We start from the raw sequence: 22,287 nt of genomic DNA on the forward strand, positions 1-22,287 counted from the left end.
TCATCTGGCCAAAAATATCCCGGGGGTGTGGGGGCAGAGCCCCCACCCGCCCCATCAGGCCGCCGGCATCCGCTGCTCGACGATCTCTGCCCACCAGCTGCACCCGGCGGGAATCGCCTCATCGTTGAAGTTGTATTCCGGGTGGTGAACCATGGCCGTATCGCCGTTACCCACTAGAATATAGGCGCCTGGGCGCTCCTCCAGCATAAAGGCAAAATCCTCGCCGCCCATGACCAAAGGCGCATCATCACAATCACCAGATACCGACCGGGCAACAGCTGCTGCAAACTCTGTCTGCTCTTCACTGTTCACCATCACCGGATACCCGCGGATATAGGTCACATCGGCGGTGCCTCCGAACGTTGCCGCCACACCATTGCAGATCTCATTGATCCGCTTTTCGGCCAGATCCCGCATATCCTTGCTCATGGTGCGCACGGTACCCTTGATCTGAACAGTCTGCGGGATCACGTTGAACGCTTTCGACGAGGTCTCGAACGACGTCACCGACACCACGACCTGATCGATAGGGTCGGCATTGCGCGAGGAAATCGTCTGAAGCGCCAACACCGCCTGCGCGGCCAGTACCGTGGTATCTACTGTTTCATGCGGCTTGGCCGCATGACCACCTCGCCCTTCAAAAGTGATGTCGAACTGATCGGTTGCGGCAAAGAAGGAACCGGGACGGATGGCGAACTTGCCCACAGGTTGTCCCGGCCAGTTGTGCATGCCGTAGACTTCCTGAATATTCCAGCGGTCCATCATGCCATCTTCACACATTTCACGACCACCACCGCCGCCCTCTTCGGCAGGCTGGAAGATCACAACGACCGTGCCATCGAAGTTTCGGGTTTCCGACAGGTATTTCGCAGCACCCAAAAGCATCGCCGTGTGGCCATCATGGCCGCAGGCATGCATCGCGCCCGGTGTTTTCGAGGCATAGTCCAATCCCGTCGCCTCATGAATTGGCAACGCGTCCATATCCGCCCGCAGACCGATCACCTTGCCGCTGCTGTCCGATTTGCCCTTGATCACGCCAACAACGCCGGTGCGCCCGATGCCGGTGACGACCTCATCGCAACCGAACTCCTGCAATTTCTCGGCCACCATTGCGCTGGTGCGGTGCGTTTCGAACAGGATTTCCGGGTTTTCGTGCAGATCCCGTCGCCAGGCGGTGATCTCATCCTGCAACTCGGCAAAGCGGTTTTTGACTGGCATGTCTTCTCTCTCCTAATTCAGTTCAAGCCGCCGGCATTCGGCGCTCGACCATTTCTGCAAACCACGAGCATCCGATCGGGATGATCTCGTCGTTGAAGTTGTATTCAGGGTGGTGCAACCCTGCGCTGTCACCGTTGCCCAGAACGATGAAGGCTCCGGGCCGTTCCTCCAGCATGAACGAGAAATCCTCGCCCCCCATGACCATCGGTGCCTCGATGCAGCTGCCCCCGACCGAGACCGCGGCTTCTGCCGCATATCCCGTTTGAGTTTCGGCGTTGATCGTCACCGGAACGCCACGCGTGTAATTGACGTTCACGGAACCACCGAATGTTGCTGCAATCCCTTCGGCGACCTCTTTGAGGCGCTGTTCGATCAGATCACGCATCTGGTTGGAATGGGTCCGGACCGTGCCGCGTATCCGCGCCGATTGCGGGATCACGTTGAACGCTGTCGAAGACGTCTCAACGGACGTCACCGACAGCACGGCTTGCAGGATCGGATCCGCATTGCGCGACACGATCGTCTGAAATGCCACGATCATTTGCGACAGCATCACCGTCGTATCGACCGTCTCATGGGGTTTCGCAGCGTGACCTCCGCGCCCTTCAAGATGGATGTCAAATTCGTCCGCCGCAGCCAGCAATGGGCCCGAACGGATCGCGAACTGCCCGGTGGGCAGGCCCGGTACGTTGTGCATCGCATAGACTTCCTGAATGCTGAACCGGTCCATCAGACCGTCCTTGCACATGGCCTCGGCACCATTCCCGCCCTCTTCGGCGGGCTGAAAGATCACGATTGCAGTGCCATCGAAATTGCGCGTCTCAGAGAGGTACTTTGCCGCCCCCAAAACCATGGCGGTATGCCCGTCATGCCCGCAGGCATGCATCGCGCCTGACGTCTTCGAGGCATAGTCCAGCCCGGTCTGTTCCTGCATCGGCAGCGCATCCATGTCGGCGCGCAGGCCAATCACCCGACCCTGCGTGTCGCTCTTTCCCCGAATGACCCCGACCACGCCGGTGCGACCGATGCCTGTAACGACCTCATCACAGCCGAATTCCTTCAGCTTTTCCGCCACCAGCGCGCTGGTGCGGTGCGTGTCGTACAGAATTTCCGGATGTTGGTGAATGTCACGCCGCCAGCCTGTGATCTCTTCGTGCATCTCTGCGAGGCGGTTTTTGATCGGCATGTCACTCTCCCTCAAATTATGCCACGGGCAATCGTCGTTCCACGATCTCGGCAAACCAACTGCAACCGGCGGGAATCGCATTGTCGTCAAAATTGTATTCCGGGTGATGGCACATCGCCGTGTCCCCGTTCCCGATAAAGATGTAAGCTCCGGGCCGTTCTTCAAGCATATAGGCGAAATCTTCCGACGGCATGATCGGATCAGTGCTGTCATTGACCTTGCCCGCCACGGCCTCGGCCGCCACGGCAGCGTATGCCGTTTCGGCCTCGGAATTCACAGTCACAGGATAGCCGGGCGTCCAGACGACATCCGCCTTTGCGCCAAAGGCCGAGGCCGTATCCTCGGCGATCCTGCGCACGCGCTCTTCCGCAATGGCGCGGTATTCGGGGTCGAGCGTCCGGACAGTCCCCTGCAAGCGGACGGTATGAGCGATCACGTTCGACGCGACACTGTCCGTTTCAAACGTACCCACGGTCAGCACCACGCGTTTGATCGGATCGACGGTGCGCGCTACGACGGATTGCAACGACACGACGATATGCGAGGCCACCAGCGTAGTATCTACCGCATCATGCGGTGCGGCGGCGTGTCCGCCCTTGCCGGTGATCGTGATTTCGAATTCATCAGATGAGGCCAGCAAGGCGCCGGGTCGGATCGCGAATTCGCCCACCGGCAACCCCGGCATATTGTGCATGCCATAGACCTCATCAATGCCCCAGCGATCCATCAGGCCGTCCTGACACATGGCCAGACCGCCTGCACCACCTTCTTCGGCGGGCTGAAAAATCAGAACAACGGTGCCATCGAAGTTTCGGGTTTCAGCCAGGTACTGGGCGGCCCCAAGCAGCATCGAGGTATGCCCGTCATGCCCGCAGGCGTGCATCTTTCCCGATACGGTCGAGGCATAATCCAACCCCGTCGCTTCTTCGATCGGCAATGCGTCCATGTCAGCACGCAACCCGATCACGCGCCCGGTCGTATCCTGCCGCCCCCGGATCACGGCCACGACACCCGTCCGGCCAATTCCCGGCGTGATCTCATCCACACCAAATTCCCTGAGACGCTCGACAACGAAAGCAGCGGTTTCGTGCACGTCATACATCAATTCAGGATGTGCGTGCAGGTGGCGGCGCCACTTGGTAATATCGCCATGCATCTCTGCAAGTCTGTTTTTGACAGGCATCTCAAGACCCTCCCCTGAACAATTGATGCTGTGTTGAATGCTACTCTGCGCCGAGCTTTTCAACCAGTCGTTGCATAAACTTGTGCCCCGCATCGAACTGCGCGATTGATATGAACTCGTTCGGCTGATGCGCCTGCGCGATATCGCCGGGACCGCAGATCACGGCTGAATACCCGGCCTCCTGAAACTGCCCCGCCTCGGTCCCGTAGCTGACGACGTGGCTTGCGTTGTCCCCGGTCAGGGCGCGCACCAAAGCTTCGGCTTCTCCGTCCTGTTCAGGCACCAGCCCCGGGATCGCGAAATGTTCAGACAGTTCGATGCGGGCATCGGGGTGAACGGCCTGCATCCGTGCTTCGACCTGGCGAACCTGTTCGATATAGACCTCGCGCCATTCAGCCTGCGTTTCGTCCGGCACCGTGCGGAAATCCATCATGAACTTGCAGTCTTTGGCAGTGATGTTGTGGGCTGTCCCGCCTTCAATCATGCCGACATGACAGGTGGTCCACGGCGGGTCAAAAACAGCCGCGATTTCGCTCGGCTCAGCGGCCATGCTCTCGGCGTTTCTGTGATTTGCCCAATCGATCAAAGGCGCCGCCGCCATGATGGCGTTCACGCCAGTATGCATGATCGAGCTGTGCACTTCGAACCCGACGATATGTGTATCGATGCCGAACCCGCCCTTATGCCCCGTCACCGCCTGCATCATCGACGGCTCACCCACTATCACTGCCGATCCCTTGGGCAGAACCTGTTGCATTGCTTCAATCATGGGCGGCGCACCGGTGCATCCGACCTCTTCATCAAAGCTGAGCGCCAGCTGAAGCGGCCGGCTGATATTGGCGTATTGTGCTTCGACCAGGGCCCAGATGGCCAGGGCGTCAAACCCCTTCATGTCGCAGGTGCCGCGACCGAAGTACTTGCCGTCTTTCTCGGTCACCGTGAAAGGATCAGTGTCCCACGGCTGACCGTCCACCGGCACGACATCCGTGTGACCGGACAGAACCACCGCGCCTTCTTCCATTGGACCAACATGCGCAAAGATCGCGGCCTTGTGCGGTTGGTCCGGATCTGGCCAGCGGTGGCTTTCGATTCCGTGGCCCTGCAAGTAGTCCTGAACCCAATCCACCAGCGGCAGATTGGTATCACGGCTTACGGTCGGAAATGAGATCAGCTGTGTCATGATCTCAAGCGGGGTCAGGCGTTTCGCCATTGGGGTCAATACCCGCTGTCGGTGGTCAGGATGAAGTGCCCTGCCTCAACCTCTTGATATTGCGAAGGTTCCGGCGTGTAGTTGGTGGGGTGAATAGGAGAAGGGATCGGTTTGAAATTCAGATCCTTTTCCGATTTCCGCTTGTTCGGGTCCGCGATCGGAACCGCCTTCATCAGCGCCTGTGTATAGGGATGCTGCGGGTTCTCGAACACCCGCGCCCGGGGCCCAAGTTCGACAATGCGCCCCAGATACATGACCCCGACATAGTGGCTGACCCGTTCGACAACGGCCATGTCGTGGCTGATGAACAGGTATGACAGGCCCAGCTCGGACTGCAATTCCATCATCAGGTTCAGAACCTGCGCCTGAACCGACACGTCAAGGGCCGAGACCGCCTCATCCGCAATGATCAGCTTGGGGTTCAGGGCCAAAGCGCGGGCAATTGCAATCCGCTGACGCTGACCGCCGGACATTTCATGCGGGAAGCGACGCATGAAGCTGCGCGGCAATTGCACCTTGTCGAACAATTGTGCCACGCGGTCCTGAAGTTCGGATCCCGACGCCACATCATAATTGCGCATCGGCTCGGCCACTTGGTCGACCAGCTGCATCTGCGGGTTCAGCGAGGCGAACGGATCCTGGAAAATCATCTGCATGTCCAGCCGCGCCTTGCGCAAACCAGACGGATCAAGCTTCATGATATCGACACCGTCCAGATCAATCTCGCCCGCCAACGGCTCAACCAGCCGCAGGATCGAGCGCCCTGCCGAAGACTTGCCGCACCCGGATTCCCCTACAAGACTGAGCGTTTGCCCTTTGTTCAGAGTGAACGAGACATCCTCGACCGCATGAACGTTCGAAATCGTGCGCCGCAAAAGCCCGCCTTTGACCGGGAACCGTGTCGTCAGGTTCTTGACGGTCAGCAGAACCTCTTCCGTACCCGGAATTGGCGCAATATTCTGCCCTTCGACCCCCAGCAGCTTCATCGGCTCTGGCGCAGATTTACCCTGCATCTCGCCCAGTTTCGGCACGGCGGCCAGCAACGCCTTGGTATAGTCGTGCTGCGGGTTTTCAAAGATTTCCTTGACCGTGCCTTCTTCGACCTTGTTGCCGCGGAACATCACCACCACGCGGTCAGCCATCTGGGCAACCACGGCCATGTCGTGGGTGATGAACATCACCGCAGTTCCGGTTTCCCGCTTGAGGCGGTCCATCAAGGCCAGGATCTCGGCCTGAATTGTCACGTCCAGCGCCGTGGTGGGTTCGTCGGCAATCAACAGGCGCGGCTCACAGGCCATCGCCATCGCAATGACAACACGTTGGCGCATCCCGCCCGACAACTCGTGAGGATATTGTTTCAGACGGCGCTCGGGCTCTGGGATACGAACCTGACGCAGTAATTCCAGCGCCCGTTCCTCGGCCTGCGCTTTCGTCATGTCCTTGTGGATGCGCAGACCTTCGGTCAACTGGCGGCCCACGGTGAAAACGGGGTTCAGCGCGGTCATCGGCTCTTGAAAGATCATCCCGATCTCGTTGCCGCGAATCTGCTTCATCAGATCCTGATCGGCCTTGGCCAGGTCCATTTCTTCGCCATCACGACGATCAAACAGCAATTCACCGCCCGCGATTTCGCCGCCACCGAACTCGACCAGACGCATCAAGGACAAAGATGAAACCGACTTCCCCGAGCCCGATTCGCCAACGATACAAACGGTTTCGCCTGGTTTGACCTCGAACGAGACGTCCTCAACACCAACAACGGGACCGTCCTTTGTCTGAAACTCCACCCGCAGTTTTTTGATTTGAGCAATAGGCTGATCCAGCACGTGCGCGCTCCCTTGACGAGGTTATTCTTGTTCTGAATGCCGAACGCTACGGCGGGCCGCCGGGAAAAGTCAAACCCATTACACATTTTCGCGACGGCACCACTTGCATTTTTCTCAAGTTCTGTTTCGATACCCAACGTAACCGCCTTGGGGAGGCAGCGCCGATTTATGTCGTTAGCGCTATTATCTTTATTGATCAAAAACTTACCCCGAAGCGGCAACGCCAAACCCGCAGGCCTTGCGGAGATAATCGAGACACGAACGTGTCCAATTCGGGAGTGACTTATGAAAATCAAAACCCTTTTGCTAGGTGCGATCGCAAGCACGGCAATGGCCCCGATGGCCTTTGCCGAGCGCGGTTCGGACGGCAATGTCAGCATCATCTATTGGCAGGCCCCGTCGATCCTGAACCCGTTCCTGTCCGGCGGCACGAAAGACGTGGAATCAGCCTCGCTGGTGATCGAGCCGCTTGCCCGCTACGACCAGGACGGCAACATGGTGCCATATCTGGCGTCTGAAATCCCGACCGTGGAAAATGGCGGTGTCAGCGAAGACCTGACGTCGATCACATGGAAAATTGCACCGGGAATCACATGGTCTGACGGCTCTCCGTTCACCGCTGCTGACGTGAAGTTCACCGCCGATTACTGTATGCACCCGGAAGGTGGCTGCGCGCAGGTGACCAAGTTCGAAGGCGTCACCTCGGTCGAAGCTGTTGATGACCTGACCGTCAAGGTCACTTTCGACGCACCGACCCCCTTCCCCTATGGCCCGTTCGTCGGCGGTGAAAGCCCGATCCTTCAAAAGGCCCAGTTCGAAAACTGCATGGGCGCCAAAGCCCCGGAATGCACCGAACAGAACTTCAACCCGATCGGCACCGGCCCCTTTGTCGTCACCGAGTTCAAACCGAACGACGTGATTACCTTCAAGGCCAACGACAACTATCGTGATCCGGCAAAACCTGCCTTCGCGACCGTGACCTTCAAAGGCGGCGGTGACGCGACGGCTGCAGGTCGTGCCGTCATGGAAACCGGTGAATTTGACTATGCCTGGAACCTGCAACTGGCTCCGGAAGTGATCGCACAGATGCAGGAAGGTGGCAAAGGTACGCCGGTTGCAGGCTTCGGCCCGCTGGTCGAGCGAATCATGCTGAACCAGACCAACCCGTCGCCCGAGCTGCCGGAAGGCGAGCGTTCGACGGCCAAGCATCCGCACCCGTTCCTGAAGGATCCGGCCGTTTACAAAGCCATGTCGATGGCCATCGACCGTCCGCTGCTGGTGGAAATCGGCTATGGTCAGGCTGGTAAAGTGACCTGCAACTGGGTTCCGGCCCCTGCCGCATTCAACTCGACCTCGATGACCTGCGACACGCAGGATATCGAAGGCGCCAAGAAACTGCTGGATGATGCCGGCATCGTCGACACCGATGGCGACGGCGTCCGCGAGAAGGACGGCGTTCCGCTGAAGATCGTCTATCAGACCTCGACCAACGCTGTCCGTCAGGACTTCCAGGCGCTGATCAAGGAATGGTGGAGCCAGATCGGCATTGAAACCGAATTGCGCAACATCAACGCATCGGTCTTCTTCGGTGGTGACCCGGGCTCGCCCGACACGTTCCAGAAGTTCTATGCCGACGTTGAAATGTACGCCAACACCTTCAACGGCACCGACCCGCAGTCCTATCTGGGCAACGGTCTGTGCGACAAGGCACCGCGTCCCGAGACGCAGTGGCAGGGCGAAAACATCAGCCGCTTCTGCAACGAAGAGTTCGACAAGCTGCACGCTCAATTGGCCGAAACCGCTGGTCTGGAAGCGCGTGCGGAAATCGCCAAGCAGCTGAATGACATCATGGTTCAGAATGGTGGCATGATCCCGCTGGTTCACCGTGGTCGCCTGTCGGCACATGCAAACACCCTGGGTGGCGTTGTCCTGAACGTTTGGGACAGCGAGCTGTGGAACATTGCGGACTGGTACCGCAAGACCGGTTCCTAAGCACTGACCTTGCAAAACCGCGCCCCGATCGTTATCGGGGCGCGGTCATTTGCATCCCACCCCAACAAGAAGACGCATATAAAGGCGCCTCTTAATGCTTAATTTCACAATCAGACGACTGGTGCTGGCCGTTCCAACGCTGCTCTTCATCAGCCTCGTCATCTTCCTGCTCCTCGAACTCGCACCCGGCGATCCGATGGCGCAGGTTCCGCTCACCGTTCCCCCCGAAGTCAAGGAAAAGATGCGCGAGGCGCTCGGCCTTGGCCAGCCGATGCATATCCGGTTCTGGAAATGGATCGTGCAATTCTTCTGGATCGAACCGCAGGTTCTGATCGACCACATCTTCGGCACCAGTTTTTCCGCAGGCGACCTGCGCGTGATATCCTGGCAGACCCGCTCGCCCGTCATGGACATCGTCGTTCAGCGTATCCCGCAGACCCTGTGGGTTGTCGGCACCGCCTATGTGGTCGCCATTCTGATCGCCCTGCCCATCGGCATCTATTCGGCCTATCGCCAGTATTCCTGGTTCGACCAGATGGGCACCTTCGTGTCGATGGTCGGCTTCTCGGTCCCTCCGTTTTTCTCGGGCGTTCTGGTGATCGTGATCTTTTCAGTCCAATTGGGCTGGTTCCCGTCGATCTATGACACTACGCATGTGGTCAACAGCTGGGACAGCTTCGTCGTGCAGCTGAAACAGATGATCATGCCGGTCATGGTGCTGGCGTTGCAGATCACGGCACAGCTCAGCCGTTTCATGCGCGCCTCGATGCTGGACAATCTCAACCAGGATTACGTCCGCACCGCGCGCGCCAAGGGGCTCAGCGAATACACCGTGGTCATGGTCCACGTTCTGCGGAACTCGATGATCCCCGTGGTCACGGTCATTGCACTGGGCATTCCGGCCATCTTCGGCGGCGCCATCATCACCGAGCAGGTTTTCAAGGTGAATGGTATCGGCCAGTTGCTGATTGGCGCCATTCAGGCCAACGACCTGCCGATGGTACAAACCCTGACCTTCATCTTTGCCGTGCTGATCGTGCTGTTCAACCTGATCGCCGACGTCCTGTATGGCATTCTGGACCCGAGGATTCGCTATGACTGATCACGACAAGTCAGACACGCTGATCCCCGACGAAGGTCTGGCCCCGGCATCCACCGCGCTGCCAACTGCTGATGTGATGGAGGAACTCACGACCCCGCCGCGCAGCCAATGGCGCGACGTCTGGGATCAGTTCAAGACGCACAAGGGCGCCATGGTGGGTGCGGTGCTGTTCATCCTGATCGTGGCGGGGGTCTATCTGGGCCCCTATCTCTGGAGCATTGATCCAACGCAGATCGATATCCGGGCCCGCAATCAGGGGCCAAGCTGGGCGCATCCCTTCGGCACCGACCAGTTGGGCCGGGATATTCTGGCGCGCATGATGTCGGGCGGTCAAACCTCGGTATCGGTGGGCATCACCGCGATGCTGCTGGCACTGTTCCTGGGATCCTTCATCGGTGTTCTGGCCGGGTTCTTCAAACGGCTGGATGGTCCGCTTATGCGTCTGACAGACCTGTTTCTGGCCCTGCCCCTGCTGCCCTTGCTGCTGGTCATGATGCTGCTGTTCCGTGAACCCCTGTCGGCCGCGTTCGGGTTGGAGCGCGGGATCTTCATCCTGATCGTCTGCGCCATCGGTATCACCTCGTGGATGCCTACGGCGCGGATCGTACGGGGTGACGTGCTGGCCATCAAAGAGCGTGAATTCGTTCTGGCGGCCCGGTCCATCGGCACCAGCAACACTCAGATCATCACGCGGCATATCCTGCCGAACGTGTTGTCTCCGATCATGGTATCGGCGACGCTGGGGATTGCGACGGCGATCATTACCGAAAGCGCGCTTTCCTTCCTGGGTCTGGGCTTTCCGCCCGACTTCCCGACATGGGGCCGCCTGCTGTTCGACGGAGTCGATTATCTACAGCAATACCCCGAGCGTGTATTCTGGCCTGGTCTGGCAATCTCGCTGACTGTCCTGAGCGTCAACTATCTGGGTGACGGTCTGCGCGATGCGCTGGATCCCCGCATTCGCGGACGCTGAAACAAGTTCAGTCGGCGCGCCTCAGCGCGCCGGCCGACAGCACGATCAGAACGGCCAATGGCAACAGCACAGCGAAGGCCAGACGCAGGCCGAACACTTCCGCCAAAAAGCCGATCAACGGCGGACCGATCAACAGCCCCCCATACCCCAATGTCGCAACACTTGCGATGGCTTGCCCCGGCGGCACACTTGGATCGCTGGCCGCCCGGCTGAATGCCAGCGGCATGATCACGGCATAACCTATTCCCATCAATGCAAAGCCGGCCAGCACGGGCAAGATCGTTACTGTTGAAACCACCGTGAAAACGCCCAAAGCCGCGCAAATACCGCCGAACCGGGCGGAAACGACCGGACCGAACCGGGTGATGACAAGCGCGCCTGCAAGTCGAAACGCCACCATGGTCACTGAAAATACCGCATAGCCCAAGGCAGCGACGCTTTCGGACGCCCCTGTGATGTCACGCAGATATATCGCGCTCCAGTCCGCGACGGCCCCTTCGCCCAATGCCCCGCACAAGGCGGCTATGCCAACCAGTATCAACGCACCGGAAGGCAAGGCGAAAACCGTACTCTGAGGCCCTTGGGATTGGCGCGAAGTCCAGCTTACCCAGGATGACGCAAGCGCAAGGCCAACAACCACGCCACCCGCCAACAGGAAGTGCACAAGAACCGTCAGCCCCATCTGAACCGCGGCATAACCGCTGAGCGCGCCAAGACCGGCCCCAAGGCTCCACATTGCGTGGAACGAGGACATAACGGGTTTGTCATATGCCTGCTCTACCTCGGCGGCCCATGCATTCATCGCAACATCCATCGACCCGTGAAAGGCGCCAAAGACAAACAGAAACACTGCCAGCCCCCAAAGCCCATCGGCCATGGCAAGCAGGATCAGCGACCCGGTGTACAGAACCGCAATGATCCGGGTGATTGCAACAGCGCCGAAACGATCCGTAAGTCGCCCGGTTATCGGGAACGAGCAGACAGCCCCCGCAGCCATGAACAACAGGCCATATCCAAGCGCCTCATGGGACAGTTCCAAGCGGTCACGTATGGCGGGAATGCGCGACGCCCAGATTCCGAACAGGGCACCATTCAGAATGAACATGGCGGCGACAGCGCGCCATGCTGCAACTATGCTTATCATCCCAAGTCCTCGCTCTGCTTGCCCAATGCCCCTGTTCTACAGGTCAGACGAACACTGGCAATTGCTGCTCAACCGAGCCGTTTGCGAATGCGTCGCACCGAGTACCACACCCCGGCGACAACCGGGATCGTAACCGCTGCCGTCAGCATGCCCTTGCTGATGCCAGAGGCCGTCAGCGGATACAAAAGATAGCTGACCAGCGAAACCGCGTAATAGCTGATGGCAACCACGGAAAGCCCCTCGACCGTATGTTGCAAGCGCAGTGCCAGATCAGCGCGACGGTCCATGCTTTCCAGCAACGCCTGGTTTTGCGCGCTGCGTTCCACATCCACTCTTGTCCGCAGCAACTCACCCGCGCGGATCGCCCGATCCGACAAGGCCTGAAGCCGGCGTTCCGTGGATTTCACGGTGCGAATTGCAGGGTCATATCGGCGCATCATGAAGTCAGCGAAATTCTGACCACCCTCGAAACGTTCTTCTCGCAACACTTCGATCCGCTGGTTGACGATGGCCTCATACGCCCCCGTAGCTCCGAAACGGAAAGAACACCGGGCCGACAATGTCTCGAGCTCGATCGACGTTGCCAGCAAATCCTGTAACAGCGCGTCAGGCTGCGTCGAGTTGCCGGTCATCTGCCCCATCAATCGGGTGAGTTGCCCGTCCAGCTCTCCGATACGCGGCATCAGCTGCTTGACGCGCGCGAAACCCAGCATCGACATCGCCTTGTATGTTTCAATTTCGCAAAGACGCTGAATAATCCGTCCCGTCCGGCGCCGTCCGGTGCCCTCGGCCACGAACAAGGCAAAGCGCATGTGACCTGCCGGATCGATCCGAAAATCACTGGCACAAACCGCTGCATCGTCCAACACCCTGGACACGGCCAGGCTTTCCGGCTCGAACCAATCCAGCAGTTTCGACTTTACCAAGTCGTCACTGTCGCGTTCAACGACGCGCATCAATACTGACGTAACCCTTTGGCCAGGACTGGCCATCAACCAATCGGGCGGAAAGACCTCAAAGTCAGCCGGATCAAAGGCGCGATCACTCACATTCTGCGCGATCGCCGTGTAGGTCACGAATTCGGTATGCTGCTCCCACTTCAACCAATGGCGGCCAATCTGACCCGCGTAATGCGTGGCGTCCGGCCGAGGGTGCTGCGCACCGTGGCGATCCAGCAGGTCGATCAAATGAGCCAAATCCTCACGTCGATCGCGCGCCACAGCGGCCTCGGGCTTTTTGATCGCAAGAAAGACCACCGTACAGGGCATTGACGCGACCGGGAACGGTCGCGCATGCAGTTCATTTGCCAGCGCATAGCGAAGGGGATGGTCGTCTATCGGTGTCATGTATGGCTCCGCCTCGTCACGCGCACTATACGGTACATAATTGATACATCAATTCTCTTTTTATTTCATATACTTACAGGGATACAACGGTATACAACCCTGCTATCTCATTGATTTGGCTGCCACAGCTCGATGGGGTTGCCTTCGGGATCATGGATGCGGGCAAATTTTCCAACTTCGCTGTCCCAGTCAGGATTGGTTTCCACCGTGATTCCAGCCTGCTCAAGCTGCGCCGTCAGCGCGGCCAGGTCATCAACACGAAAATTGATCATCCACTGTTGATCGGTCCGTCCGAAATATTCAGTGTCCTCCTCAAATGGCGCAAAGACCGTATAGCCTTCTCGCTGCTTCCAGGGCACGGGGTCATAATGATTGACGCCCAGGTGCTTCTCATACCAGGCGCTCAGCGCTTTAGGGTCGCGGGCGCGAAAGAACACTCCGCCAATACCATTCACTTTCTCCATCCTCGACCTCCTGCCATCTGTGCCGCCACCCCAGACTACCACACTCCGCCTGCTTCATCTGGCTGGAAATATCCTGGGGGTTTGGGGGCAACGCCCCCATGCACACTCAAAAAGAAAAGGGCGCCCGAAGGCGCCCTTTGCAATCGGATCAAACGCGACGATCAATCGATCATCGGCAGCAGCTTGTCCAGCGACTCCTTGGCGTCGCCGTAGAACATTCGGGTGTTCTCTTTGAAGAACAGCGGGTTTTCGATGCCGGAATACCCGGTGCCCTGACCACGTTTCGAGACAAACACCTGCTTGGCTTTCCAGCATTCCAGAACCGGCATTCCGGCGATGGGGCTGTTGGGATCTTCCTGCGCTGCCGGGTTCACGATGTCGTTCGAACCGATGACGATGGCCACATCTGTGTCCGGAAAGTCGTCGTTGATCTCGTCCATTTCCAGAACGATATCATACGGCACCTTCGCTTCGGCCAGCAGAACATTCATGTGGCCCGGCAAGCGGCCCGCCACAGGGTGGATTGCGAAACGAACGTTCTTGCCCTTGGCCCGCAGCTTGCGCACCAGTTCGGAAACCGATTGCTGCGCCTGTGCCACGGCCATCCCATAGCCTGGAATGATGATCACGCTGTCCGCGTCGTTCAAAGCCGCAGCAACGCCATCAGCCTCGATAGCGATCTGTTCGCCTTCAACGGCCATCTGTTCGCCCTGCGGGCCACCAAAACCGCCAAGGATCACGCTGACAAAATGGCGGTTCATCGCCTTGCACATGATGTAGGACAGGATCGCACCCGACGAGCCCACCAGCGCACCGACCACGATCAACAGGTCGTTGCCCAGCGAGAAACCGATCGCCGCAGCCGCCCAACCCGAATAGCTGTTCAGCATCGACACCACCACCGGCATGTCAGCGCCGCCGATGCCCATGATCAGGTGATAGCCGATGAATAACGCCGCCAGCGTCATCAGGATCAGCGGGAACAGACCACCTGTCGATGTGTACCAGATCAGGCAGATCAGCGAGAGACCCGCTGCCGCCGCGTTCAACGCATGGCCACCGGGCAGCTTGGTCGCTGCCGAGGTCACCTTGCCCGCCAGCTTGCCATAGGCGACAACCGACCCGGTAAAGGTGATCGCACCGATGAAGATGCCCAGGAACAGTTCCACGTGCAGGATTGCCAGTTCAGCCGGGGTTTTCTTGGCAATCAGCTTGGCAAAAGACCCAAGGTCGGACAGGTCCGCCTGGCTGGCGCTGTCAGCAATGGCCATGACCTGCGCCACGTTGCCGATCTCGAAATGCGCGTTGAAACCGACGAACACGGCCGCAAGACCGACCAGCGAGTGCATCGCCGCAACAAGCTGCGGCATCTCGGTCATCTGCACGCGCTGTGCAACATACTGGCCGATGAAACCACCGCCCGCGATCAACAGCAGCGACAGAAGCCACAGACCCGATCCCGGGCCAACCAGCGTGGCGAATACCGCCAGCGCCATACCCACGATGCCATACCAGACCGCGCGCTTGGCGCTTTCCTGGTTCGACAGACCGCCGAGCGAAAGGATGAAAAGGACAGCCGCAACAACATAGGCGGCAGTGGTGAAGCCATAATCCATGTGCCCGGCCTCCTTAAGATTTCTGGAACATGGCGAGCATGCGCCGGGTTACGAGGAAGCCGCCGAAGATGTTGATCCCGGCCATGAAAACGGACAGTGCCGCCAGCAGAATGACCAGGAACGACCCCGACCCGATCTGCATCAAAGCCCCGACGATAATGATCGACGAGATCGCGTTGGTGATCGCCATCAGCGGAGTGTGCAGGCTGTGTGCGACGTTCCAGATCACCTGGAAGCCCACAAAGATGGCCAGCACGAAGACGATGAAGTGCTGCATGAAACTGGCCGGAGCGATCAGCCCCACCAGCAGCATGAGCGCGCCACCAACACCCAGCAGGGTGAACTGCTGCTTGGTCTGCGCCTTGAAGGCCGCGATTTCCTGCGCCTTCTTTTCTTCCGGGGTCAGTTCCTTGACCTCGGGCTTTTTCTGCGCCGCGATCGCCTGCACCTTGGGTGGCGGCGGCGGGAAGGTGATCTCACCCTCATAGGTCACGGTCGCGCCGCGGATCACGTCATCTTCCATGTCGTGGTTGATCTGACCGTCCTTTTCAGGCGTCAGATCGGTCATCATGTGACGGATGTTTGTCGCGTACAAAGACGAAGACTGCGCCGCCATCCGGCTGGGGAAGTCGGTATAGCCGATGATGGTCACGCCGTTGGGCGTCACGACCTTTTCGTCCGGCACGGTGCCTTCGACATTCCCGCCGCGCTCGGCCGCAAGGTCAACGATGACCGAGCCCGGCTTCATTGCCTTGACCATGTCTTCCAGCCACAGCTTGGGCGCCGGACGGTTGGGGATCAGGGCCGTCGTGATGACGATGTCCACTTCCGGGGCCAGCTCTCGAAACTTGGCCAGCTGCGCATTGCGGAACTCTTCTGACTGGACGGAAGCATACCCACCGGTGGACGCACCATCCTGCTGTTCTTCTTCGAAGTCCAGATAGACGAACTCGGCCCCCATCGATTCGACCTGCTCGGCCACCTCGGGGCGCACATCGAACGCGTAGGTGATTGCACCCAGCGAGGTTGAAGTGCCAATCGCGGCAAGCCCGGCAACACCGGCCCCGACGATCAGAACCTTCGCAGGCGGCACCTTGCCAGCCGCAGTCACCTGACCGGTGAAGAAACGGCCAAAGTTGTTGCCGGCTTCGATCACGGCGCGGTAGCCGGCAATGTTGGCCATCGACGACAATGCGTCCATCTTCTGCGCGCGAGAAATACGCGGCACCATTTCCATGGCGATCACGTTTGCGCCCTTGGACTTGGCAAGTTCCATTCCTTCTTCGTTTCCGGCAGGATTGAAGAAGGAAATCAGCGTCTTGCCCTTGGTCAGACGCTTCAGTTCCGTCTCGGTCGGGATACGAACCTTGGCGATGATATCTGCGGCCTTCCACAGCGATGCCGCGGTCTTGACAACCTCAACGCCCACAGCCTCATACGCCGCGTCCGAAAAACCGGCGGCAGCACCTGCGCCTTTTTCGATCAGGCACTCATAGCCCAGTTTTTGCAGTTGCACGGCCGAGTCCGGTGTCATCGCGACCCGGTTCTCGCCGTCCAGTATTTCCTTTGGCGTGCCTATCTTCACTGGCAGTCCCCCTAATTCTTACTCGGTCTGAGCGGGTGATCGGTATTCTTTGTTAAGCAAAGATGTATCCTGCGCAACATTATTTCGCAAGCGCAGCATTTTTGACGTGATGTCATTGCGGACTCCACCCTAAATCCAGCGCCGTGTCTTGCGTTCGTAACGCGCGAAGTCGGCGCGAAAGGTACGACGCAGGCGGTCTTCTTCCGGTAGGATGAACCGACGCTCCAACACCCAGACGAAGACTGGCACAAGAACCAGGGACAGGACGGCATCAAACCTAAGGATAAGACCCGCAAGAATCAGAACGTCGCCCACATAGATCGGATTGCGACTGCGCTTGTAGATACCTGATTGCACCATCGATGACGGGGTTTCATGCGGGATGACGGTTGTCTTGTGACGGCGGAATTCGACCACCGCCAGAACAGCCATCAGGATTCCACCTCCGATCAACACCCCGCTCAGAAGATCCGTCAAACCACCCTCAAGCGACAGGCCCAGCTTCAGATACCTGGCCTGCAACCAGGCAAGAGCTGCAAAAGCAATCAACCAAACCGGCGGAACGTCCATCCAGCGCATGCAAAGCCCTCATTGAATGACGACAAGATCAAGCACATGTCGCTTCTGCGCGATGTCCTACCGCTTTTGAGCCAAAATGGCAAAAGACCAGTATGTCGCATCGCATGGACTCATTATCGCGGATCGACTACCTCAATAGCAATCACCGACGTTCACACGAGTTAGCGAGCCTTCATGACTGATTTTGCGGCAACCAAAGCCATGTTCGACCTGCCAGAGGGCGTCATCTATCTGGATGGCAACTCTCTGGGCCCCCTGCCGAAATCAGCCGGTGCCCGAGTGCAACGGATGCTGACGGACGAATGGGGCCAGATGCTGATCACCGGATGGAACAAGGCTGGTTGGATGGCCCTGCCCACCGCGGTTGGTGACCGGATTGGCCGCCTGATCGGAGCAGAGCCCGGCAGTGTGGTGACCGGAGACACCTTGTCGATCAAGGTCTATCAGGCCGTGGCCTCGGCCCTTGACCTGAATCCGGATCGCAAAGTGGTTCTGTCCGACAACGGCAACTTTCCTTCGGACCTGTATATGGCGGATGGCTTGCTGCGCTCGCTTGGGGACGAGTATGAGTTGCGCGTCGTTGATCCCGAAGCTGTGGCCGGCGCAATCACCGAAGAGGTCGCTGTTCTTATGTTGACCGAGGTGGATTATCGCTCGGGTCGGATGCACGACATGAAGGCGCTGACCGAACTGGCGCATGCCAACGGCGTGGTAACGGTCTGGGATCTGGCCCATTCCGCGGGGGCCATCCCCGTCGACCTTTCAGGGTGCAACGCCGATTTCGCGGTCGGGTGTACGTACAAATACCTAAACGGCGGCCCCGGCGCGCCAGCCTTCATCTATGTCGCGCCGAGGTTGGCGGAACGCACACGCCCCGCCTTGTCCGGATGGCTGGGGCACGAAGCACCGTTTGCCTTCGATCTCGACTACCGCCCCGGCAGCGGCATTGAACGGATGCGGGTGGGAACGCCGCCCATCATCCAGATGACGGCCTTGTCGGCTGCGATGGACATCTGGGATCTGGCGGACATGACCGACGTCCGGGCCAAATCGATTGAACTGACCGAGCTTTTCATAGAACGCGTCGAGGCAACCTGCCCGGATCTGCAACTGGCCAGCCCCCGTGATCCGCAGCAGCGCGGCAGCCAGATCTCGTTCCGTTTCAAGGAAGGGTATGCCGCCATGCAGGCCCTGATCGCCCGTGGCGTGATCGGAGATTTTCGAGCACCCGACATAATGCGGTTCGGCTTTACACCTTTGTATATCGACGAATGCGATATCGAACGCGCCGTCGGGATTATGGCCGATATCATGCAGAACCGCCTGTGGGACACGCCCGAATACAGGATCCGTCAGCGCGTTACCTGACTTCGAGTCCGGCGCCGAAAAGGGCCGCGACCTGTGCGACCTGCTGTTCATAGACCGCGGCGCCGGCGCCAATCAGCTTCAGCCCCTTGAGCGTGGCCGTGATCGTCCGACCGGTCTCTGCCGCGTCAGCCAGCAGGCGAACCCGGCCCGCCTTTTCCTGTTGCGTCAGCCAGTCCGCATAGAGCGCGGCCAGCTTGGCCTCACCCGCCGCGATGATTTCCCCAGACAGGGATTTTGTGTTGTCGAGCATTTCAAGCCCGTGGGGCGAGGCCAGAATTTTTGCCATCCCCTCGGTCTGCGCCTGAATTGCGCGGGTCAGAACCTCAGGCACGGACCCCTGCGTCGCCAGCGCTTCGGCCACCGCAACGCTCTTTTCGGCATAGTACAGCTCGGTCAGCTTGCTGACGATCGCCTCTTTGTTCTTGTAATGCAGATACACCGCCGGCCGAGACATCCCCGCGCCGCGCGCGATATCGTCCATCGAGGTCTTTCGGTATCCATAAGTGGAAAACGCCTGAAACGCCGAGTTCAGGATCGCCTGTTGCCGTGAGCCGTCACCATTATCTTTCATATCCGAAGCCCTGACATTTTTTGTTCAATTTGTCAATTGACACCCTGACACTTTTCTACAATTATGTCAGATACCAGCCACAGCAACACGAGGTGCGCCATGGCGACGACCCTGAAGATCAACGGCAAGCAACATCAGGTGGATCTGCCTGATGACGTCCCCCTTCTTTGGGTTCTGCGGGACGAGGTCGGGCTGACCGGCACCAAGTTCGGCTGCGGCGTGGCCGCATGCGGGGCCTGCACCGTGCATATCGACGGCGAGGCCGTGCGCTCGTGCCAGGTGGCGCTGTCGGATGTCTGGGGTGACGTGACCACGATCGAAGGGCTCGGCTCGCCGGACGCGCTGGCCACGATCCAACAGGCCTGGATCGATCATCAGGTCGCGCAGTGCGGATACTGCCAGTCCGGCCAGATCATGCAGGCCGCGGCATTGCTGGCGGAAAACCCGGACCCCACTGACGCAGACATCGACGAGGCGATGCAGGGCAACCTGTGCCGCTGCGGCACCTATCCCCTTATCCGCGCAGCAATCCATGACGCGGCATCCAAGCTGAAGGAGGCGTAAGCAATGGCTTCCGTTGGAAAAATCCTCCGCCGTACGTTCCTGATCGGCTCTGCCGCGATCGTTGGCGGCGTGGCCTTTGGCACCTATTACGTTACCCGCCCCGCGGCCAACCCCTTGAAACCCCGCGAAGGAGAGGCAGCACTGAACCCATTTGTGCTGATTGACCAGAACGGCGTCACCTTGTTCGCGCCCCGCGCGGAAATGGGTCAGGGCGTCCGAACCACATGGGCCGCGCTGATCGCCGAGGAACTGGATGTCGATCTGGATCAAATCACCGTTCTGCATGGTCCTGCTGCGGCGGCCTATTACAACTCGGCCCTTGTAGGCGAAGGATTGCCGAACAAGGGGTACGATATCTCGAATTTCCAGCACAATCTGGGCGAGGCACTGGGTGTTCTGGGCAAGACGCTCAGCCTGCAAGTCACGGGTGGCTCGACCTCGATGAAAGATGGGTTCGACCGGATGCGGCAAGCCGGTGCTTCGGCCCGTGAAACACTCAAACGCGCGGCCGCAAACCGGTTGGGCGTCGACCCCTCGGATCTGAAAACGGCGTCAGGCCATGTCATTGCCCCCAACGGCGACAAGATCGCCTATTCAATGCTTGCCGAGGATGCCGCCGGGTTGGAACCCGTTGAGGTACCGTTGCGAGACCCGTCTGAATGGCGCTACCTGGGCCGAAGCCAACCGCGTCTCGACATGGTGGGAAAGGCGACGGGCACCGCTGAATTCGGCGTCGATGTCCGCCTGCCCGGCATGAAATTCGCCAGCGTCCGAATGAATCCTAAACTGGGCGGCGCGATGAACGGCTTTGACGACAGCGCCGCAAGATCCATGCCCGGGGTTGAGCAGGTCGTCGATCTGGGCACAGGCGTGGCCGTGATCGCAAGCAACACATGGTTGGCCAATCAGGCAGTCGAGGCCATTGATGTCGATTGGGGCGACGCGCCCTATCCGCCGGAAACCGAAGACATCTTTGCCAGGATCGCCGAGGCGTTTGATGACGCACCGAACTCGACCATGCGCGACGACGGCGATGTCAGCGCGAGCCCGGAAAACGCCACTGAAATCACCGCCGAGTATCGCGTGCCCTATCTGGCCCATGCAACGATGGAGCCAATGAATGCCACCGCGCTCTACACGGGAAATGCGTTGGAACTCTGGTGCGGCAACCAGGCCCCCACACTTATTCAGTTCCGCGTTGCCAACACTGCCGGTCTGGATACCGAAGCCGTCCAAATCCACACCACCTATCTGGGTGGCGGGTTTGGTCGCAGGGGAGAACTGGATTTCGGCGAAATCGCAACCAAGGTTGCCATGGCCATGCCCGGCACACCGGTTCAGACAACCTGGAGCCGCGAAGAGGACATGCGTCACGACTATTTCCGCCCCGGCGCCAACGCCCGGATGCGCGGCGCGGTTCAGGACGGCAAGGCCGTGCTCATTGACGGGAAGGTCGCGGCCCAATCTCCGACCCAACAGGCGGTCGAGCGCTACACCGGGTTCCCCGGCGGCGGCCCTGACAAGGTGCTGGTCGAAGGTTTCTTCAACCAGCCCTACGCGGTACCGAATTACCGCATGAGCGGCCACATTGCTGATTTGGCTGTTCCCGTGGGGTTTTGGCGCTCGGTCGGCAACAGCCATAACGGCTTTTTTCACGAGACATTCATGGATGAGATGGCTCATGCCGCAAGCCGTGACCCGCTGGAGTTCCGGCTGGACCTGATGAAGAACGAACACGCGCCGTCGGCGGGATGTTTGGAAGCCGTGAAGGACATGTCAGGCTGGACGGGTCAAACGACCGAAGGCGTCGGCCGGGGCGTGGCCTTCACATACAGCTTCGGCACCCCGGTGGCCCAGGTCATCGAAGTGGTCGACGAAGACGGCACCATCCGCATCAGCAAGGCCTGGATTGCCTGCGACATGGGGCTGGCGCTGGACCCGGAAAACGTCAAGGCACAGATGTTCGGCGGCATGATGTACGGCCTGTCTGCCGCATGTTTCGGCGAGATCACCTTTGCGGAAGGCGAAGTCGAGCAGTTCAACTTCCCCGACTATGACGCGATGCGGATGCACACAGCCCCGCAGGTCGAGGTGCGCGTGCTGGAAACCAATCGGCATATGGGCGGTGCGGGCGAGCCCGGAACACCGCCTTCGATGCCGGCACTTGGCAATGCGCTATTCGACCTGACGGGCAAGCGCGCACGTTCCCTTCCGCTGATCAATCAGTTCAACCTATTGATCTGATCGTCTTGGTGCCGCCTATTGACTTGAGGCGGTGCTTTCCTTTTTCGCCCCTTTAGGATCAGAAGCTGACAGAAAGAAAAATGGACGCTTCGGTCGTATCCAGATCATCGTCGAAC

18 protein-coding genes are annotated in these 22,287 nt (G+C 59.2%); 6 read left to right on the forward strand and 12 right to left on the reverse strand.

The annotated features are described in order from the left end of the window. Positions 1–54 precede the first annotated feature (54 nt). The 5 genes from GS614_RS05125 to GS614_RS05145 are packed head-to-tail and all read right to left on the reverse strand — an operon-like array spanning position 55 to position 6,623. A complete protein-coding gene (locus GS614_RS05125; RefSeq protein ID WP_171725646.1) occupies positions 55–1,218 on the reverse strand; it encodes a M20 aminoacylase family protein in 1,164 nt (387 codons plus the stop codon). A gap of 22 nt (positions 1,219–1,240) precedes the next feature. After that, positions 1,241–2,404, reverse strand: a complete 1,164-nt coding sequence (locus tag GS614_RS05130) for a M20 aminoacylase family protein (RefSeq protein WP_171725647.1) — start codon at positions 2,402–2,404, stop codon at positions 1,241–1,243. A gap of 16 nt (positions 2,405–2,420) precedes the next feature. Next, entirely contained in the window at positions 2,421–3,587 is a 1,167-nt protein-coding gene (locus GS614_RS05135) for a M20 aminoacylase family protein (protein WP_171725648.1), read from the reverse strand. Between the two features lie 40 nt (positions 3,588–3,627). Continuing rightward, positions 3,628–4,797, reverse strand: a complete 1,170-nt coding sequence (gene argE / locus GS614_RS05140) for an acetylornithine deacetylase (RefSeq protein WP_171725649.1) — start codon at positions 4,795–4,797, stop codon at positions 3,628–3,630. 5 nt (positions 4,798–4,802) lie between these two features. Then, the gene (locus tag GS614_RS05145; RefSeq protein ID WP_171114990.1) at positions 4,803–6,623 is read right to left on the reverse strand and encodes an ABC transporter ATP-binding protein; all 1,821 of its coding nucleotides are present in this window, start codon (positions 6,621–6,623) and stop codon (positions 4,803–4,805) included. Positions 6,624–6,908: 285 nt separating this feature from the next. Here GS614_RS05145 and GS614_RS05150 point away from each other — a divergent pair, with 285 nt between their 5' ends. The 3 genes from GS614_RS05150 to GS614_RS05160 all read left to right on the forward strand — a co-directional run bounded on the left by GS614_RS05150 (position 6,909) and on the right by GS614_RS05160 (position 10,690). After that, positions 6,909–8,615 carry a peptide ABC transporter substrate-binding protein gene (locus GS614_RS05150; RefSeq protein WP_152458615.1) on the forward strand — a complete coding sequence of 569 codons (1,707 nt, stop codon included), beginning with the start codon at positions 6,909–6,911 and terminating at the stop codon, positions 8,613–8,615. A 94-nt stretch (positions 8,616–8,709) separates the two neighbouring features. Next, positions 8,710–9,717: an ABC transporter permease gene (locus GS614_RS05155; RefSeq protein WP_171114986.1), complete on the forward strand. Its 1,008-nt coding sequence runs from the start codon at positions 8,710–8,712 to the stop codon at positions 9,715–9,717. Next, on the forward strand, positions 9,710–10,690 hold the full coding sequence (locus GS614_RS05160; RefSeq protein ID WP_152458617.1) for an ABC transporter permease: 981 nt from the start codon (positions 9,710–9,712) through the stop codon (positions 10,688–10,690). Before GS614_RS05155 ends, GS614_RS05160 begins: the two co-directional genes overlap by 8 nt. A gap of 7 nt (positions 10,691–10,697) precedes the next feature. Here the strand turns inward: GS614_RS05160 and GS614_RS05165 are convergent, their stop codons facing one another. The 6 genes from GS614_RS05165 to GS614_RS05190 form a co-directional block, all read right to left on the reverse strand. Next, on the reverse strand, positions 10,698–11,834 hold the full coding sequence (locus GS614_RS05165) for an MFS transporter (protein ID WP_171725650.1): 1,137 nt from the start codon (positions 11,832–11,834) through the stop codon (positions 10,698–10,700). Positions 11,835–11,902: 68 nt separating this feature from the next. Further along, the gene (locus GS614_RS05170) at positions 11,903–13,180 is read right to left on the reverse strand and encodes a DUF3422 family protein (protein WP_171725651.1); all 1,278 of its coding nucleotides are present in this window, start codon (positions 13,178–13,180) and stop codon (positions 11,903–11,905) included. Positions 13,181–13,287: 107 nt separating this feature from the next. Next, positions 13,288–13,644: a VOC family protein gene (locus GS614_RS05175; RefSeq protein ID WP_171167281.1), complete on the reverse strand. Its 357-nt coding sequence runs from the start codon at positions 13,642–13,644 to the stop codon at positions 13,288–13,290. 161 nt (positions 13,645–13,805) lie between these two features. Continuing rightward, the gene (locus GS614_RS05180; RefSeq protein WP_152458621.1) at positions 13,806–15,260 is read right to left on the reverse strand and encodes an NAD(P)(+) transhydrogenase (Re/Si-specific) subunit beta; all 1,455 of its coding nucleotides are present in this window, start codon (positions 15,258–15,260) and stop codon (positions 13,806–13,808) included. A gap of 13 nt (positions 15,261–15,273) precedes the next feature. After that, positions 15,274–16,845 (reverse strand): Re/Si-specific NAD(P)(+) transhydrogenase subunit alpha, encoded by a 1,572-nt coding sequence (locus GS614_RS05185; RefSeq protein WP_171167279.1) that lies wholly within the window; start codon positions 16,843–16,845, stop codon positions 15,274–15,276. Positions 16,846–16,974: 129 nt separating this feature from the next. Further along, positions 16,975–17,424, reverse strand: coding sequence for an isoprenylcysteine carboxylmethyltransferase family protein (locus GS614_RS05190; RefSeq protein ID WP_171114979.1), 450 nt, complete (start codon positions 17,422–17,424; stop codon positions 16,975–16,977). Between the two features lie 174 nt (positions 17,425–17,598). On the opposite strand from GS614_RS05190, the gene kynU reads away from it, so the two are divergent. Then, positions 17,599–18,792 (forward strand): kynureninase, encoded by a 1,194-nt coding sequence (gene kynU / locus GS614_RS05195; protein ID WP_171725652.1) that lies wholly within the window; start codon positions 17,599–17,601, stop codon positions 18,790–18,792. On the opposite strand, the gene GS614_RS05200 is transcribed toward kynU, so the two are convergent. Then, on the reverse strand, positions 18,785–19,363 hold the full coding sequence (locus tag GS614_RS05200) for a TetR/AcrR family transcriptional regulator (protein ID WP_171725653.1): 579 nt from the start codon (positions 19,361–19,363) through the stop codon (positions 18,785–18,787). The two genes, kynU and GS614_RS05200, sit on opposite strands and share 8 nt — an antisense overlap. 99 nt (positions 19,364–19,462) lie before the next feature. Here GS614_RS05200 and GS614_RS05205 point away from each other — a divergent pair, with 99 nt between their 5' ends. Next, the gene (locus tag GS614_RS05205; RefSeq protein ID WP_152458626.1) at positions 19,463–19,927 is read left to right on the forward strand and encodes a (2Fe-2S)-binding protein; all 465 of its coding nucleotides are present in this window, start codon (positions 19,463–19,465) and stop codon (positions 19,925–19,927) included. A gap of 3 nt (positions 19,928–19,930) precedes the next feature. Then, a complete protein-coding gene (locus tag GS614_RS05210; RefSeq protein ID WP_171725654.1) occupies positions 19,931–22,171 on the forward strand; it encodes a xanthine dehydrogenase family protein molybdopterin-binding subunit in 2,241 nt (746 codons plus the stop codon). The last annotated feature ends 116 nt before the right edge of the window (positions 22,172–22,287 follow it).

The sequence above is a fragment of the Ruegeria sp. HKCCD6604 genome, assembly GCF_013110635.1.
Classification (GTDB): Bacteria; Pseudomonadota; Alphaproteobacteria; order Rhodobacterales; family Rhodobacteraceae; genus Ruegeria.

Bases quoted from the DNA above. Each gene is read 5' to 3' on its own strand.
- GS614_RS05125 (WP_171725646.1), bottom strand. From the start codon at position 1,218: ATGCCAGTCAAAAACCGCTTTGCCGAGTTGCAGGATGAGATCACCGCC.
- GS614_RS05130 (WP_171725647.1), bottom strand. From the start codon at position 2,404: ATGCCGATCAAAAACCGCCTCGCAGAGATGCACGAAGAGATCACAGGC.
- GS614_RS05135 (WP_171725648.1), bottom strand. From the start codon at position 3,587: ATGCCTGTCAAAAACAGACTTGCAGAGATGCATGGCGATATTACCAAG.
- argE (WP_171725649.1), bottom strand. From the start codon at position 4,797: ATGGCGAAACGCCTGACCCCGCTTGAGATCATGACACAGCTGATCTCA.
- GS614_RS05150 (WP_152458615.1), top strand. From the start codon at position 6,909: ATGAAAATCAAAACCCTTTTGCTAGGTGCGATCGCAAGCACGGCAATG.
- GS614_RS05155 (WP_171114986.1), top strand. From the start codon at position 8,710: ATGCTTAATTTCACAATCAGACGACTGGTGCTGGCCGTTCCAACGCTG.
- GS614_RS05160 (WP_152458617.1), top strand. From the start codon at position 9,710: ATGACTGATCACGACAAGTCAGACACGCTGATCCCCGACGAAGGTCTG.
- GS614_RS05165 (WP_171725650.1), bottom strand. From the start codon at position 11,834: ATGATAAGCATAGTTGCAGCATGGCGCGCTGTCGCCGCCATGTTCATT.
- GS614_RS05170 (WP_171725651.1), bottom strand. From the start codon at position 13,180: ATGACACCGATAGACGACCATCCCCTTCGCTATGCGCTGGCAAATGAA.
- GS614_RS05175 (WP_171167281.1), bottom strand. From the start codon at position 13,644: ATGGAGAAAGTGAATGGTATTGGCGGAGTGTTCTTTCGCGCCCGCGAC.
- GS614_RS05180 (WP_152458621.1), bottom strand. From the start codon at position 15,260: ATGGATTATGGCTTCACCACTGCCGCCTATGTTGTTGCGGCTGTCCTT.
- GS614_RS05190 (WP_171114979.1), bottom strand. From the start codon at position 17,424: ATGCGCTGGATGGACGTTCCGCCGGTTTGGTTGATTGCTTTTGCAGCT.
- kynU (WP_171725652.1), top strand. From the start codon at position 17,599: ATGACTGATTTTGCGGCAACCAAAGCCATGTTCGACCTGCCAGAGGGC.
- GS614_RS05200 (WP_171725653.1), bottom strand. From the start codon at position 19,363: ATGAAAGATAATGGTGACGGCTCACGGCAACAGGCGATCCTGAACTCG.
- GS614_RS05205 (WP_152458626.1), top strand. From the start codon at position 19,463: ATGGCGACGACCCTGAAGATCAACGGCAAGCAACATCAGGTGGATCTG.
- GS614_RS05210 (WP_171725654.1), top strand. From the start codon at position 19,931: ATGGCTTCCGTTGGAAAAATCCTCCGCCGTACGTTCCTGATCGGCTCT.